This window comes from Kitasatospora purpeofusca (assembly GCF_034043715.1).
Lineage (GTDB): Bacteria > Actinomycetota > Actinomycetes > Streptomycetales > Streptomycetaceae > Kitasatospora > Kitasatospora purpeofusca_A.
The window spans coordinates 1-14,122 of the sequence record NZ_JAXCLC010000094.1; the positions used below are offsets into that span (position 1 = coordinate 1).

General features: G+C 74.8%; 13 protein-coding genes and 1 riboswitch. Of the genes, 6 read left to right on the top strand and 7 right to left on the bottom strand.

The annotated features are described in order from the left end of the window. Window positions 1-338: 338 nt before the first annotated feature. The gene (locus SM793_RS32825) at window positions 339-1,634 is read left to right on the top strand and encodes an SGNH/GDSL hydrolase family protein (protein WP_320441981.1); all 1,296 of its coding nucleotides are present in this window, start codon (window positions 339-341) and stop codon (window positions 1,632-1,634) included. Window positions 1,635-1,708: 74 nt separating this feature from the next. Here the strand turns inward: SM793_RS32825 and SM793_RS32830 are convergent, their stop codons facing one another. Further along, on the bottom strand, window positions 1,709-2,422 hold the full coding sequence (locus SM793_RS32830; RefSeq protein ID WP_320441982.1) for an IclR family transcriptional regulator: 714 nt from the start codon (window positions 2,420-2,422) through the stop codon (window positions 1,709-1,711). Window positions 2,423-2,618: 196 nt separating this feature from the next. After that, window positions 2,619-2,761: riboswitch (SAM riboswitch) on the bottom strand. Between the two features lie 119 nt (window positions 2,762-2,880). On the opposite strand from SM793_RS32830, the gene SM793_RS32835 reads away from it, so the two are divergent. After that, on the top strand, window positions 2,881-3,579 hold the full coding sequence (locus tag SM793_RS32835) for a hypothetical protein (protein WP_320441983.1): 699 nt from the start codon (window positions 2,881-2,883) through the stop codon (window positions 3,577-3,579). Between the two features lie 33 nt (window positions 3,580-3,612). On the opposite strand, the gene SM793_RS32840 is transcribed toward SM793_RS32835, so the two are convergent. Next, on the bottom strand, window positions 3,613-4,170 hold the full coding sequence (locus tag SM793_RS32840; RefSeq protein WP_320441984.1) for a TetR family transcriptional regulator: 558 nt from the start codon (window positions 4,168-4,170) through the stop codon (window positions 3,613-3,615). 141 nt (window positions 4,171-4,311) lie between these two features. Between SM793_RS32840 and SM793_RS32845 the strand changes: the two genes are divergently transcribed. Then, window positions 4,312-7,242 (top strand): LuxR family transcriptional regulator, encoded by a 2,931-nt coding sequence (locus SM793_RS32845; RefSeq protein WP_320442003.1) that lies wholly within the window; start codon window positions 4,312-4,314, stop codon window positions 7,240-7,242. Window positions 7,243-7,311: 69 nt separating this feature from the next. Here the strand turns inward: SM793_RS32845 and SM793_RS32850 are convergent, their stop codons facing one another. Together SM793_RS32850 and SM793_RS32855 are read right to left on the bottom strand one after the other, a co-directional pair. Next, window positions 7,312-7,878, bottom strand: a complete 567-nt coding sequence (locus SM793_RS32850; RefSeq protein WP_320441985.1) for a hypothetical protein — start codon at window positions 7,876-7,878, stop codon at window positions 7,312-7,314. Between the two features lie 287 nt (window positions 7,879-8,165). Beyond that, window positions 8,166-8,606 carry a VOC family protein gene (locus SM793_RS32855; protein WP_320441986.1) on the bottom strand — a complete coding sequence of 147 codons (441 nt, stop codon included), beginning with the start codon at window positions 8,604-8,606 and terminating at the stop codon, window positions 8,166-8,168. Window positions 8,607-8,885: 279 nt separating this feature from the next. On the opposite strand from SM793_RS32855, the gene SM793_RS32860 reads away from it, so the two are divergent. Then, the gene (locus SM793_RS32860) at window positions 8,886-9,572 is read left to right on the top strand and encodes an alpha/beta hydrolase (protein ID WP_320441987.1); all 687 of its coding nucleotides are present in this window, start codon (window positions 8,886-8,888) and stop codon (window positions 9,570-9,572) included. A 61-nt stretch (window positions 9,573-9,633) separates the two neighbouring features. Here the strand turns inward: SM793_RS32860 and SM793_RS32865 are convergent, their stop codons facing one another. Together SM793_RS32865 and SM793_RS32870 are read right to left on the bottom strand one after the other, a co-directional pair. Then, window positions 9,634-10,245: a hypothetical protein gene (locus SM793_RS32865; protein WP_320441988.1), complete on the bottom strand. Its 612-nt coding sequence runs from the start codon at window positions 10,243-10,245 to the stop codon at window positions 9,634-9,636. A 177-nt stretch (window positions 10,246-10,422) separates the two neighbouring features. Further along, window positions 10,423-10,902 (bottom strand): MarR family winged helix-turn-helix transcriptional regulator, encoded by a 480-nt coding sequence (locus tag SM793_RS32870; RefSeq protein ID WP_320441989.1) that lies wholly within the window; start codon window positions 10,900-10,902, stop codon window positions 10,423-10,425. A gap of 120 nt (window positions 10,903-11,022) precedes the next feature. Between SM793_RS32870 and SM793_RS32875 the strand changes: the two genes are divergently transcribed. Then, window positions 11,023-11,415, top strand: a complete 393-nt coding sequence (locus SM793_RS32875) for a nuclear transport factor 2 family protein (protein WP_320441990.1) — start codon at window positions 11,023-11,025, stop codon at window positions 11,413-11,415. 68 nt (window positions 11,416-11,483) lie between these two features. Here SM793_RS32875 and SM793_RS32880 read toward each other — a convergent pair whose 3' ends face one another. After that, window positions 11,484-12,569: an AI-2E family transporter gene (locus SM793_RS32880; protein WP_320441991.1), complete on the bottom strand. Its 1,086-nt coding sequence runs from the start codon at window positions 12,567-12,569 to the stop codon at window positions 11,484-11,486. Between the two features lie 335 nt (window positions 12,570-12,904). On the opposite strand from SM793_RS32880, the gene SM793_RS32885 reads away from it, so the two are divergent. Next, entirely contained in the window at window positions 12,905-13,264 is a 360-nt protein-coding gene (locus SM793_RS32885; RefSeq protein ID WP_320441992.1) for a hypothetical protein, read from the top strand. Window positions 13,265-14,122: the final 858 nt, after the last annotated feature.

The window sequence follows — 14,122 nt, forward strand, 5'->3', positions numbered from 1 at the left end:
CAACTCGCTGGCGTCTTCTGCGGCTTGAGGCCCCGTCCGACGTTTCAAACTCTAGCCGACCCCCGCTCCGAAAAGCGAATCCGGCCGCAACCCCCACAAATGGACACGACAAACAAACCCGAAGCCGGGTGACGATGTTATTTCCAGAGGATTGGCCGCCTCGGGACCGTCCGCGCTCTTGCGTGTCCGGTGCTCCCTGCCAGGCGACTGGGCGACAGTACTCCGCCCGCGCGCCCAGAACAAATCGCGCCCGGCCGGCCAGGCCGGTCCGCTGTCACATTCCCGCACCGGCCCGCGTCAGGGGTGCAGAACCGACCGGCCTTCCCGAGGAGCGCTCCATGAACCCGTTCGCCCGCGCCGCATCCGTCGCGGCGCTGACCGCCGCCCTGTCCGTCACCGCCACCTCCGTCCCCGCTTCCGCCTCCACCACCGCCACCGGGGGCGCGCCCTCGGCTCACCCGCAGGGCTGGTCGGCCGCGTGGTCCGCGCCGATGATGCGGCCCTCCGCGGCGCCGTGGTTCCGGACCTGGGCCGTGCAGGGCTTCGACCACCAGTCGGTGCGGCAGGTGGTGCGGCTCGGCACGGGGGGCGAGGCCGTCCGGTTCCGGCTGTCCAATCTCTACGGGACGACGCCGCTGCGGCTGAGCGGGGCCAGTGCCGGCCGGGCCGCCGACGGGGCGGCCGTCGTCCCGGGGACGGTACTGCCGTTGCGTTTCGGGCAGCGGGACTCCGTCGTCGTCCCCGTGGGCGGAGAGGTCCTCAGCGATCCGGTGCCGCTGCCGGTGGCGGCCCGCGACCGGGTGGCGCTGACCCTCTGGTTCGACGGCCCGACCGGCCCGGCCACCTATCACCAGCTGTCCATGACCACCACCTACCGGGCCGACGGCGACCACCGCGGTGACACCGGCGCGGCGGCGTTCACCGATGCCGTCCGCCCCGGGTACGGCTCCTGGTACTACCTGGGCGGGGTCGAGGTCACCGGTGGGCGGCCCGTGGGCAGGGCGGTGGTGGCGTTCGGCGAGTCCACCACCGACGGGTTCGGCGCCACCGTCGACGGCGACGACCGCTACCCCGACCTCCTCGCCGAGCGGCTCGTCGACGCCGGTCGGCCCCGCCCGGTGCTCAACGCCGGCATCGGCTCGAACAAGATGCTCGCCGATTCCGCCTGCGCCGGGGACAGCGCCCTGAGCCGCTTCCGACGCGATGTGCTCGACCGGCCGAACGTCGGCACCGTGATCGTCTCCCACGGCGTGAACGACATCCTCCGCAGCGGCGACCAGATCTGCGGCGTGGACCGCGACGACCCGCCGGTGACCCTCCAGCGGCTGATCGACGCCCATCGCGCCCTGATCCGGGCCGCCCACGCCCATGGCGTCAAGGCCGTCGGCGCGACCCTGATGCCCTTCGGCGGCGCACCGTTCTGGACCGCGCGGACCGACGGGCTGCGCCGCGATCTGAACGAGTGGATCCGCACCTCCGGCGCGTACGACGCGGTGGCCGACTTCGACCACGCCATCGACCCCGAGGGCACCGGCGCGATCCCGGACGGCTACCACGCCGGCGACCACCTCCACCCCGGACCGCTCGGATACCGCGTGATGGCGGACAGCATCGACCTCGACAGCCTGGGCTGACCCACCTCGGCCGGCGGGGCGGACACCCCCGCGGCCGGGGCGGCGAGGGCGGCCACCCCCGCGACCACGGCCCGTCAGGTGGGGCGGAGGGCCTCGGTGAGGCGGTCGGCCGCCTCGACGACCGTCTGCGAGAGAAGGGCGCCGGGGTGGCGGGTGAGCCGTTCGATCGGACCGGAGACCGTGACGGCGGCCACCACCCGGTTGGCCGGGCCCCGGACCGGCGCGGAGACCGACGCGACCCCGAGTTCGCGTTCGCCGATCGACTGGGCCCAGCCGCGGCGCCGGACCCCGCTCAGCGCCGTCGCCGTGAAGCGGGCTCCCTGGAGGCCCCGGTGGAGCCGCTCGGGCTCCTCCCAGGCCAGCAGGACCTGGGCGGCGGCGCCGACCTTCATCGGAAGGGCGACCCCCACCGGGACGGTGTCGCGCAGGCCGGACAGGCGCTCGGCGGCGGCCACGCAGATCCGGACGCCGCCCTGCCGGCGGTAGAGCTGGGCGCTCTCCCCGCTGACGTCGCGCAGCCGGGCGAGGACGGGGCCGGCGGCGGCCAGCAGCCGGTCCTCCCCGGCGGCGGCCGAGAGCTCGCCGAGCCGGGGGCCGAGGATGAACCGGCCCTCCACGTCCCGGGCGACCAGCCGGTGCTGTTCGAGTGCGACCGCGAGCCGGTGCGCCGTCGGCCGGGCCAGGCCGGTCACGGCGACGAGTCCGGCCAGGGTGGCCGGACCGGCCTCCAGCGTGGCGAGGATCGAGGTGACCTTGTCGAGCACGCCGACGCCGCTCGTGTTCTCCATGGATGTCTCCGTCTCAGATCCCGTGAGCCACCCCGGGGCGCGCTCACGGAGGCCCCCTGGGTGGGGAGCCAGGGGGTGGTCAGCGAGGGCGAGCCGCAGAAGTGGGCCGAGTGCCTGCGCCGGGCACGAGACGGGTACGCGAAAGGTCCGGGACGGGAAGCGCCCGGGGGAAGGACAGCACAGAGAGCACCGTGTCTCCTCATCTTTCCCGCGCCACATTGGCGACAGGCCGGAGTTGGCACTGATCCCGGACGGCACGGCGCGTACTTCGGACGCCGGGTCGGACGGGGAGCTGCCGGGGCTTCGTAGGGCCGGTCCCTCCACCCCTCTGGATGATTCGCGAGGAACGATACAAGACTCCTCCGGCCACCTGCCAAGCCCCCGGTGCCTGAGCTGCGGTCGGACGGGGCCGTCGGCGGCCCCGGCGCTGTCGGTGCGGTGTCCTACAGTCGGGCCGTATGACGACCCTGATCACCGAGGGCGGCCCGGTCACGGCCGATGCGACGGTCACCCGCATCGGCGGCGTGCCGCTCGCCCCGCCCGGCACCGCCTGGCCGTCCTGTGCCGACTGCGGCGGCCCGCTGCAGTTCCTCGCGCAGTTCGTGCTGGACGGGTCGGGCGCCGCCGTCACCGGAGGTCCGGGGCAGCAGGACCGGCTGCTGGCGCTGTTCGCCTGCCAGAACCGTCCGGGTGTCTGTCAGGACTGGGAGGCCCGCTCGGGTGCCAACCTCGCGCTGATCCTCCCGGCCCAAGGGCTGGCGCCGATCCCCCTACCGGTGCCGTCCGATCCCGACGAGGGCGAGCCCGACGACGAGTCCGACGAGTCCGACGAGGACGACGTCCTGCTCCTCGGCGCCACCCGCGCCGCCGAGCCCCAACTCCTCCCGGAAGCCCAGAACTTCGACAGCGCCCGCGCCGCCTGGGCGGCACGGACCGGCCGCCCCCGGAACCACGTCCTCGGGCAGCTCAACGGCACACCGGCCTGGCTCCAGTACGACCAGACACCGAACTGCGCGACCTGCGCGGAGCCGATGCGGCTCGCCGTCCAGCTCCAGGAGGGGCCCGATCACCTCACGGCCATGAACTTCGGCAGCGGCCGGGCCTACGCCTTCACCTGCTCCCCCTGCGCCGACGCGGCGTTCCTCTGGCAGTGCTGAGCCCCGGGGCCCCGGCCGGGTACCGCCGGGGGCTCACTCCGCCAGGACGGTGGCGATCCGGCGGATCAGCTCGCGGCTCCGCGCCCGGTCGGCGGTGTCCACGACCGTCAGCACCTCCGGGTTCGCGGCCGCCCACAGCATCGCGACATGGACGAGCAGGGCGAACAGGACCTGGGGCTCGAACCGGGTCGAGACCCGGCCGTCCGCCTGCCCCCGGGCGATGTCGGCGCTGCGCCCGCGCACCTCGGCGACCGCGAGCTCGTTGAGGGCGTCGCCGTGCTCCAGCCGCTGCCAGGTGATGATCCGGGGCAGGTCCGGGTACTCGGCGTAGAGGTCGCCCAGGCCGGCCGCGAACCCGGGCAGGTCGTCCACGTCGAGCGGCACGCTCACCACGATCTGCTCGACCAGCTCGTTCCATACCGCGTCGAAGAGACCGGCCTTGTTCCCGAAGTAGTGGTAGATCTGCGCCTTGTTGCTCCGCGCGGCGGCGGCGATGCGGTCGACGCGCGCGCCGTTCAGGCCGTGCGCGGCGAACTCGGCCCGGCCGGCCGCGATGAGTCTCCGCTTGGTGGCTTCGGCGTCGCGCTCCATGCACCCCTGCTCCTAACTAACCGTTTACTTGACAGGTTCACCAGGGCCACAATGTAATCAACCGACCGTCCAGTCGAATACGGCCGCGGTCGCGCGCCTTCGGGGCAGGGGAGGGAACCGGGCGTGGAACCGGGCACGGTGATGGTCGGTCGGGACGGCGAGCGGACGCGGCTGTCCGCGTTCGTCCGGGCCCCCGACGGGCAGGCCCTGGTCCTCAGGGGCGAGGCGGGCGTCGGCAAGAGCACCCTGCTCGACCTCGCGGCGCGGCTCGCGGCCGAGGACGGGCAACTGGTCGTCCGCGCCACCGGGGTCGAGGCGGAGAGCGGGCTGCCGCACGCCGGGCTGCACCAGCTCCTCTACCCGCTGCTCCCGGACGCCGGCCGACCCGACGGTCCCTCCGGCCACACCGACCCCTCCAGCCACACCGACCGTTCAGGCCGGCCCGACCAGCACCGGCCCGACCAGCACCGACCCGACCAGCACCGGCCCGGCGCCCCTGGGCTGAACGCCACCGCCCGTGCCGCCTTCGACGCGGTCTTCGGGCGGCCCGACGGTCCGCCACCGCCGGTCATGGCACTCGGCATCGCCGTACTCGACCTGCTGTCCTGGACGGCGTCGGAGGGCCGCCCGCTGCTGCTCGTCCTCGACGACGGCCAGTGGCTGGACGAGGCCAGCGCCGAGGTGTGCGGATTCGTCGGCCGCCGGCTGGCCGGCCGCCCCGGGGTCAAGCTCCTGGTGGCCGTCCGAGCCGACACCGCCTCGCGGTTCGACACCGCGGCGCTGCCGGAGGCGCCGGTCGGCGCGCTCGCCGACGCGGACGCCACCCGTCTGCTGGACCTGCACCACCCGGAGCTCGGGCGGCAGGTCCGCGGGCTGGTCCTGGAACAGGCCGGCGGCAACCCGCTCGCCCTGCTGGAGCTGCCCGCCCACCTCGTCGGCGGACCCGGCGACCGGGCCGCCCAGGACCTTCTCGGCCTGCACGGCGTACCGCTCCCGAGGCGGATCCAGGAGGTCTACGCCGCCCGCCTCGCCCGCCTCGGCGACACCGTCCGGGCGGAACTGCTCCGCGGCGCCCTCGACGGAGCGGCGGCCCGGCCGGGCGACGGCCCGGCACCGGTCGCGCGCTACCGCATGCGCGAGGTCGACGAGGCCGTCGCGTGCGGCCTGCTGGTCGTCGAGCCGGCCACCGGCGAGCCCGCCTTCCGGCACCCGCTGGTGCGGTCGAGCGTCGTCCAGCTCGCCACGCCGGACCAACGCCGCTCCGCCCACCGGGTGCTGGCGCAGCTGCACCGGGAGTACCCCGAACGGCGCGCCATCCATCTGGCGGCCGCCACCGTCGACCCCGAGGAGGGCGTCGCCGCCGACCTGGAGGCCGCCGCCCGGTCGGCGACCCGGCGCGGCGGCGCGCGGATGGCCGTCTCCTGGCTGACCCGCGCCGCCGAACTGAGCGAGACCCGGGTCGACCGGTCCAGGCGGCTCGGGGAGGCGGCGTACGTCGCCGGACAGGCGGACCACCTCGGCCGGGCGCGCAGCCTCGCGCTGGCCGCCGCCCCCGGCACGGACGAGAGCCCCGCCGCCGTCCTCGCCGACTCCTACCTGGCGCTGTACCGGGAGGGTGAGGTCAGAGCCACCCACCGCCGGATCGTCGCGGCCGTCGAGCGGCTCCGGGACTCCCCCGACCGGCCCGGCCGTCATGACCGGTATGACCGGCATGACCAGTTCGACCACCGCCACCGTCCCGACCGCCCCGACGAGGTACTCGACCGACTCGTCAGCCTCCTGCTCGCCGTCAGCCAGTACGCCGGGAACGGCGCCACCTGGCAGCGCACCCACGAGGTCCTCGCCTCCCTCGGCGACCTCGCCACCGAGCGCGCGTGGATGTACGGCAGCACCTGGAGCGACGTCCTCCGGCACGGCGCAGGATGGTCCCGGCGGGTGGAGCTGGCGGCCTCGGCCGGCCTGGAGGACCAGGACCCGTGGGACGTCACCCGGCTCGCCGTGTCCGCCTACCACCTCGACGTCCTGAGCCCGCTGCGCCCGTACCTGGAACGCGTCGTGGACCGCGAACTCGACACGGGCGCCATGTCCAGCGGCATCGTCATGCTGCACCTGGTCCTGCTCGACCAGCTGGCGCTCGGCCAGTGGGACGCCGCCGAACGCACCGGACACCGCGCCCTCGCCCTGGCCACCGAACGCGGCCACGGCCTCTTCGCCCACCAGACCCGGGCCTACCTCGCCCAACTCGCCGCCGTACGCGGCCGGACGGCGGAGGCCCGCGAGCTGCAGGCGGCCGTCGACGCGTGGGCCCGGCCGCGCGGCGTCGAATTCCTCACCCAGATCGCCGACGCCGTCGGCGCCACCGCCGCACTCGGCGCCGGGGACTACGAGACCGCGTTCCTCCACGCCATCGGCATCACGGCACCGGGAGCGTTCCGGCCCTACGCCTACCAGGCCTCCCGGACCCTGCTCGACCTCGTCGAGGCGGCCCTGCACACCGGCCGCGCCGAACAGGCCCGGGCCCACGCGCTGGCCGCGAGGGACGCCGGCCTGCCCGATCTCTCCCCCCGGCTGGCCCTGATCACCCACGGCGCCCTGGCGATGACGGCCGAGGACGACACCAAGGCCGCGGCCCACTACGCCCGCGCCCAGACCCACCCGGCCGCCGAGCGCTTCCCGTTCGAACTGGCCCGGATCCGGCTCGCCCACGGCATCGGCATCCGCCGCCTCCACGGCGCCGCGGCCGCCCGCCTCCCCCTCACCCAGGCCGCCAGGGCCTTCGACCGCCTCGGCGCCCCCGCCTGGGCCGCGCGCGCCCACGCCGAACTCCGGGCCGCCGGTGTCGCACCCCGCGCCCCCGCCCCTGCCCCGCTACCGCTGACCTGGCAGGAACGCCGCGTCGCCGAACTCGCCGCCGGCGGCCTGACCAACAAGGAGATCGGCGAACAGATGCGCCTCTCCCCCCGCACCGTAGGCGCCCACCTCTACCGCGCCTTCCCCAAACTGGGCATCACCACCCGCGCCGCCCTCCGCGACGCCCTGACCCGCATCTCCGACCCGACCCCGACGCCCTGACCCGGTCCGACCCGCTGACCCCGGTCCGACGCGTTCCGGCCCGTTCCGACCCGTTCCGACCCGTTGCGGTCAGCTCGGACCGGTGCCGAAGGACCGCAGCACATAGGCATCGCCGCCCGACGACGGGTCGGACAGCTTCTGGAGCACGAACGCCACCGAGCCGGACCGGAGGAGCGGGCTGTCGGTCGGAGTCCCACCGCCGGCCGTGAAGGCCGCGTCGACCCGCGGTTTCATGCCGTCAAGCCAGTCCTTGGCGGCCGCCGGCCGGGCTGCCGGGTGGTCCAGGCCGGCGCAGTCCCGGAGGAAGGCGGCCTGCTTCGCGGCGCTGACGGTGGCCTGGCAGGTCAGGGACATCAGCTCGCCGTCGAAGTCCCAGACCGCGGCGATCCACAGCGCGGTGTCCCCGTGCCGCACGACGCCGGAGGAGTGCCAGCCTGGCGGCCGGCCGGGGAAGTCGATCCGCTCCCGGTCCTTCGGAGGGATGCCCCAGGTGGCGGCGAGGCGGCTCAGGTAGGCCCGGCCGGTGTATCCGGGCCCGATCACCTGGCTCGTGACCTCCGGAGCAGCGGCGGCGGCCGTCGGCTCGGTGGGCCGGTCCTCCGGACCCCGCACCGCCGGGGCGGAGGTGGACGGCACCGCCGCGCTCGTCGGGGGCGGCGCCGGCAGATCCGGGCCCGAACGGTCCGAGGCCGGGCTTCCAGCGCTCGGGAGCGAGCATCCGGCCAGGGCGAGGAGCACCGCTCCGGCCACAGCCACCCACGCCGGCGCACGGCCGCGCCGTGCCGAACACCACGACACGCCGTTCCCACCGCCTGCCACTCCAGGAGAACCGCCGGCGTAGCCCACCACCGCCCCGCCGCACCGCGCATTGCCGTCGGCCGGACGACGAACCCAACTGCCTTGGGTGCAGCGCCTCGTGGACGTCAGCCGAGTTCCTCGGCGAGGCCGACGACGATGCCCTCGGGGCCGCGGACGTAGCAGAGCCGGTAGACGTTCTCGTACTGCACGATCTCGCCGACGAGTTCGCCGCCCCGGGTGCGCAGCCGGGCGACGACGTCCTCGATGTCGTCGACGGCGAACATGACGCGGCGCAGGCCGAGCGTGTTCGCCGGGGCGTCCTTCGGTTCGGGGGCGATCGCCTTGGGCCGGTGGAACCTGGCCAGTTCCACCCGGCCGGGGCCGTCCGGGACCCGCAGCATCGCGATGTCCTGGCGGACGTCGTGGAGTCCGATGACACGCTCCGCCCCGGGCCAGTCCAGCGGCCCCGATCCTTCCAGTTCCATCCCGAGTTCGACGAAGAACGCGACGACGGCGTCGAGGTCCTCGACGACGATGAGGACGTTGTCCATGCGCCGGATCGCCATGCGGGGGCCTCCTGGGGTGCTGTGCGGTGCGGCGGTGCGGGTGCGGGTGCAGCGGTGCGGGTGCGGCCACGGTAGCCGCTGTGCCGGGGCGGTGCCGGGGCAGGGCCACCCGTTCGGACGCACCGCGCGCCCGTCGCACCGGCCGCCCGGTCCGGTCGGCCCCGACTGGCCCCGACCGGCCCCGGCCGGGGCGCGGAAGTCCGGGGCACGCCCGAGGCTGGAGTGGGCTCCGGCCCCGGCGGTTTCCGTCATGGCTCGACATCGACGCAGGAGGACCTCATGACGACCAAGGCCAGCATCGTCTTCGCCCACGGACTGTGGGCCGACGGCTCGTGCTTCAACAAGCTCGTCCCCACACTCCAGGCCGAGGGCCACACGGTGGCGAGTTCGCAGCACGGCCTCGACTCGCTGGAGGGCGACGTCGCGTGCGTCACCCGCTCCATCGACCACGTGCCCGGCCCGGTGGTGCTCGTCGGGCACTCCTACGGCGGCACCCTGATCACCAAGGCCGGCGTCCACGACCGCGTGGGCGCGCTGGTCTACATCGCGGCGCTCGCCCCCGACGAGGACGAGACCTCGCAGGACCAGCAGGACAAGTTCGCCGGAACCCCCGTCTTCGAGCGCCTCGACATCTCCGGCGGCCGCATCTGGCTCACCGAGGCGGGCCTCGGCGACTTCTGCGGCGATCTGCCGGAGGAGGAGCAGAAGCTCGTCCTCGCGACGGGCGCCGTGCCCGTCCCGGACCTGTTCAGCCAGCAGGTCCCCGGCACCGCCTGGCGCACGAAGCCGAGTTGGTACATCGTCGCGAACAACGACCGCACGGTGAACCCCGACCTGGAGCGGGCGGCGGCGGAACGCATGGGCGCGAAGACCTACGCCGTCGACAGCAGCCACGTGCCCATGCTGTCGCACCCGGACTTCGTGCTCGACGTCATCCGCGACGCGGCGCGGAGCCTCGCGGCGTAGCGCCCGGCCCCCGGACCGCGGGAGCCTCACGGACGACGGGCCCCACCCGCGGGTGCGGGAGTCAGCCCGCCCGCACCTGGCGCTCCGGCCGGCCGGTCCCCGGGTCGAGCGCGACCACGAACACCTCACCGCCCCAGGTCGCGAGCCGGAGCCGGTCCGGGCCGTCCCACTGCGCCGAGGCCAGCGCGTTGTCGGTGGCGTCACCGTTGAAGAAGCCGACCGGCCACCGCCGCGCGGTCAGCCCGGAGCCCTCGTCCACGGAGACCCACCACAGCGGGTCGATCATCGCGGCGCCCTCATGGATCACCAGGCTGCGGTCCGGCCGGCCCGGCGCCGGCCGGTCCGCGGTCTTCTCCGGCATGTCGTCGAAGAGCAGCAGCGCGATGGGTGAGATCAGCAGCGCGCCACCGAGGAGCAGGGTCATCAGCAGTGCCCTGGTCGGCACGGAGCGGATCCCGATCAGGATCGCGAGGGCGAGCAGCAGCCCGACCAGGGCACCGAGAGGCAGCGGGTGGTCGAAGACCTCGATGACCACCACCAGCCCTCCGTACCGGGCGGCGCGCATGCCCGCGTACGTCAGCGCGACCAGCAGCGCGGCAAGCACGAGCAGTCCGAGCGCGACGGACCGGCGCCCGCCGCGCGACCGGCGGCGCCGAGCCGGGAGCACGGCCACCGGCGGCGCCGCCTCCGGCTCACGGACCGGCTCGGCTCCTCGGTCGGCCGCCCGCCGTGCTCGCGCGCTGTCCCGTGCTCGCGTGCTGTCCCGTGCTCGCGTGCTGTCCCGTCCCCGCCCACTGTCCCGCCCCCCGGTCATGACGCCCCGTCGCGTCGGTCGATCCCGGCGGCGAGGCTATCGGGGGGCCGGTGCCGGGGGTCGGTCGCGGTCGGGGGCGAACGGCCCCTCGTCGAGGAAGCGGCGCAGGAGGCGGGCGAAGGTCCGGGCCTCCGCGGGCGGCCAGCCGGCGAGGGAGGTCTCGATGTCGGCGGCCAGTCGGCGGCGGGTCACGGCGACGGTGTCGTGACCGTCCCCGGTGAGCGCGAGCAGTGTCGCGCGGCCGTCGGCCGGGTCGGGGCGGCGTTCGAGCAGGCCGGTCCGTTCCAGGCGGTCGGCGCGGCGGGTGACGGTGGTGCGGTCGAGCCCGACCTCTCGGCCGAGGTCGGCGGCGCTGAGGGGGCCGGTGCGGGCGAGGCCGCTGAGGAGCGGGTAGGTGAGGGCGTCGACGCCCTCGCCCAGACCTTCGGTCAGCCGGGCGTGGAGGTCGGCGCGGGTGCTGCGCCGGAGGAGCAGCCCGAGGGCCTCGGCGATGTCCTGTCCTGTCGAATCGGTCACCCTCTCAGATTAGCGTGCGCGAGGCACGCTTCCCTGGTACGGTCATAAGCGTGCCCAAGGCACGCATTTCCGTGCCGCGGCGAATGCCGCAGGGGCACCCGCCACCCCGGGGAGGAACCCATGAACCGCACCGACATCCGCGCCGCCCTCACCGACCTGCTCCTGACGCCGGGCCTCGACCTCGACGAGGCCGCCGACCGGCACTTCGCCCCCGACTACCGCCAGCGCACCGACGGCAGCTGGGCGGACCGCACCGAGTTCCTCGCCCACATCGCCCACCTGCGCACGGTCGTCGCCGGCGGATCGGTCGCGGTGCACGACGAGCTCGCCGACGGCGACCGCTACGCCGACCGGCACACCGTGGAGGTCGTCAGGACCGACGGCTCCACCGTCCGGATGGAGGTCTACGTCTTCGCCGAGTTCGCCCCTGACGGCCGCTTCCGCCGCATCGAGGAGACCACCCTCATGCTCGAGGGCGAGGACGCCGACCGGAACCTCGGCAGCGCCCGCTGAAACCGGCACCGGTCACCGGCACCGCCCCACCGGACCGGACCTCCGGCGGCTCCGGACCGGACGCCGCGTCACCGGCCCGGAACCGTCGGAGGTCCGGACGGCGCGGCGGTCGCCGTCCCCTCCGCCGCCTTCGCCCCCGGCGCCGGACCGCGCCGGTCGGCGTAGACCGCCCAGAGCACCGAGACCAGGGGCACTGCGACCACGGCGCCGATGACCCCCGCCGCGATGCTGCCCGCCAGCACCGAGACGGCGACCGCGACCGGGTGCAGGTTGACCGCCCTGCTCATCACCAGCGGGTGGACCAGGTGTCCTTCGATCTGGCCGATCACCACGATCAGCAGCAGCACGACGACCGCGATCACCGGCCCCCGGGTCGCCAGCGCCACCACGGAGGCGACCAGCATCGCGACCGGCGAGCCGACCAACGGGACGAAGGACGCGAGGAACTCCAGCACGGTCAACGGCAGGGCCAGCGGTACGCCCAGGAAGTAGAGGGCGATGCCGACCAGCACCGCGTTGGTCGCGGCGACGACGAAGATGCCCCGGGTGTAGCCGGCGAAGGTCCGCCAGGCCACCCGGCCGCCCCGTCCGAGGTGCTCCCCGGCGGCGGCCGGGAACTGGGAGACGGTCCACTCCCACATCCGGTCCCCGGAGTGCAGGAAGAACACGGCCATGAAGACCGCGAGCGCGGCCCCGGTGCCCACCTCGGCCAGCCGCCCGGCGCCGCTGAGGACGGTGCTGATCAGCGTCGAGCGGTGTGCGGAGAGGAAGTCGGCGACCTTCTGCTGGAGGTCGCCGAAGGTCGAGGGCGCGAGGTGCAGCGGTGCGCCCTCCAGCACCGTCTCCAAGCGGTCCAGACCGCCCTGGAACTCCTGGCTCAGACGGTCCACGTCGTTCGCCACGGTCTCGCCGATCAGCGCGAGCAGGCCGGCCGGCACCAGGACCGCGACGGCCAGGCCGATCAGCACGGCGAACGGGCGGGGGACGACCCGGTCGGCCAGATCGACCAGCGGCCGGACCACCGAGGTGATCACCATCGCGAGGAAGGCGGCCAGCGTGATCAGGTGGAACCGCCCCAGCAGCGTCAGCACCAGGTATGCGGCCACCGCGACGGCGAGCAGCCGCCAGGCGTAGTCGGAGAGCCGGCGCAGCACGGGGCCCGCACCGGCCGGGGTGGGCCCCGGACCACGGGGGCCGGGGCGCCGCGGGCCGGGCCGCCTCACCGGCATGCCGCACCGCCGCCCGGCGCGGAGCGCCGTCCGGGGAGTCCTCCGGTACTGCTGGGGCAAGAGAGCGGCATGAACCCTGGATAGCGGGTGGAGCGGCCCCACGGCGTGTTCCCGCGCCGACGGTCACCCGCCCACTTCGACCGCACCCGCGGCCCGCACCGACTCCCGCGCACACCGAACGAAGCCGAACACCCTTTCCCCCCACGACACCCCGACTACGCTTGCCCGGACAGCACAGCGATCGAACAAGGGGGGTCACCATGCCGTACGAGATCGGCGCCAAGGTGAAGCTGACCAGGGACGTAGCGGTCACCGCCGACGGCAGGGCCGCCGGACCCGGCTCCCCCGGCGCCCTCTCCCTCGCCACCGGCCTGACCGGCACCGTCACCGGCGCGGCCCAGGACTCCGGCAGCGCCGCCGAAGCCCTCCGCGCGAGCTTCGAGGAACAGCTCCGCGGCGCCCGCCTGGACAGCTTCGCGGCCGGCCTGGTCGACGGCCTCCGGCAACGCGTCATCGCCGCCACAGCCCCCGGCACCGGCACCGGCACCGGCTACCGGGTCCGCTTCGACAACGGCTTCATCCTCGACGGCCTCGACGAATCCTCCCTGACCCCGGCCTGAGCACCCGCCGACCGCGCATCAGTCCCCTACCCGCCGACCGCGCACGGCAGGCCCGATCGGCGGGCCGGGGCTGCGACGGGCGACGCGCCGTGGTGGTATCACTCGATGAGGTGACAGTGGACGCCGGGGCCTGGCCATCGTACGGACGGGATTCCTAGGCTTGGGGCGCCCGGCTCCTGACTGCTCGCCAGATCGACGCGTCGCTCGTCCGGGAGGACGACGAGGACGACCATGTCCGATCACGCCTCCGAGCCCGCCATCGGCCCGCCGCCGTCCGCCGCTCCGGCAGCGGCATCCGGTGTTCCGAACCCCGCCACTCCCCCCGCGGACCCTTCGCCCGTGCTGGCTCCGGCCTCGCGGCACATTCCCAAGGCCACCCCGGTGGCTCTGGACATCACGCCGCCGTCCAGCGGCCAGGCGTTGCTCAGGCACAGCTTCGCCCATCAACTGGCGCTGCGCCCGGGTGAGGTGGAGGCTGCCGCGCGGGCCGCCGGGCCGCCGGCCGGAGCACCGCTCGCCCGGCTTCTCGCCGGCTACGAGGAGGGCGTGGCGGAACCCCCGGGGGCCGGCGCCGTTCACCGGGGTGTCGGTGGGCGAACTCGTCGCGTTCGGCCTCGCGGTCGCACAACTGCGCCGCACCGGGGGCGACATGCGCGGCGGGGACGGCGCGCGGGCCGGGGACGCAGCCGCCGACCGTGCCGTCGTCGCCGTCCAGAACCTGGTGTTCAACACCCGCTCCAGCCGGCTGAGCATGCTCAACCCGGAGCGCCTGGAGATGGCGCCGGCCGGAATCCAGCGCGGTGAGCTGATCGCCACCGTCCCGCCGGACCCGCTGGAGGAGACGGCCGTCACCCACAA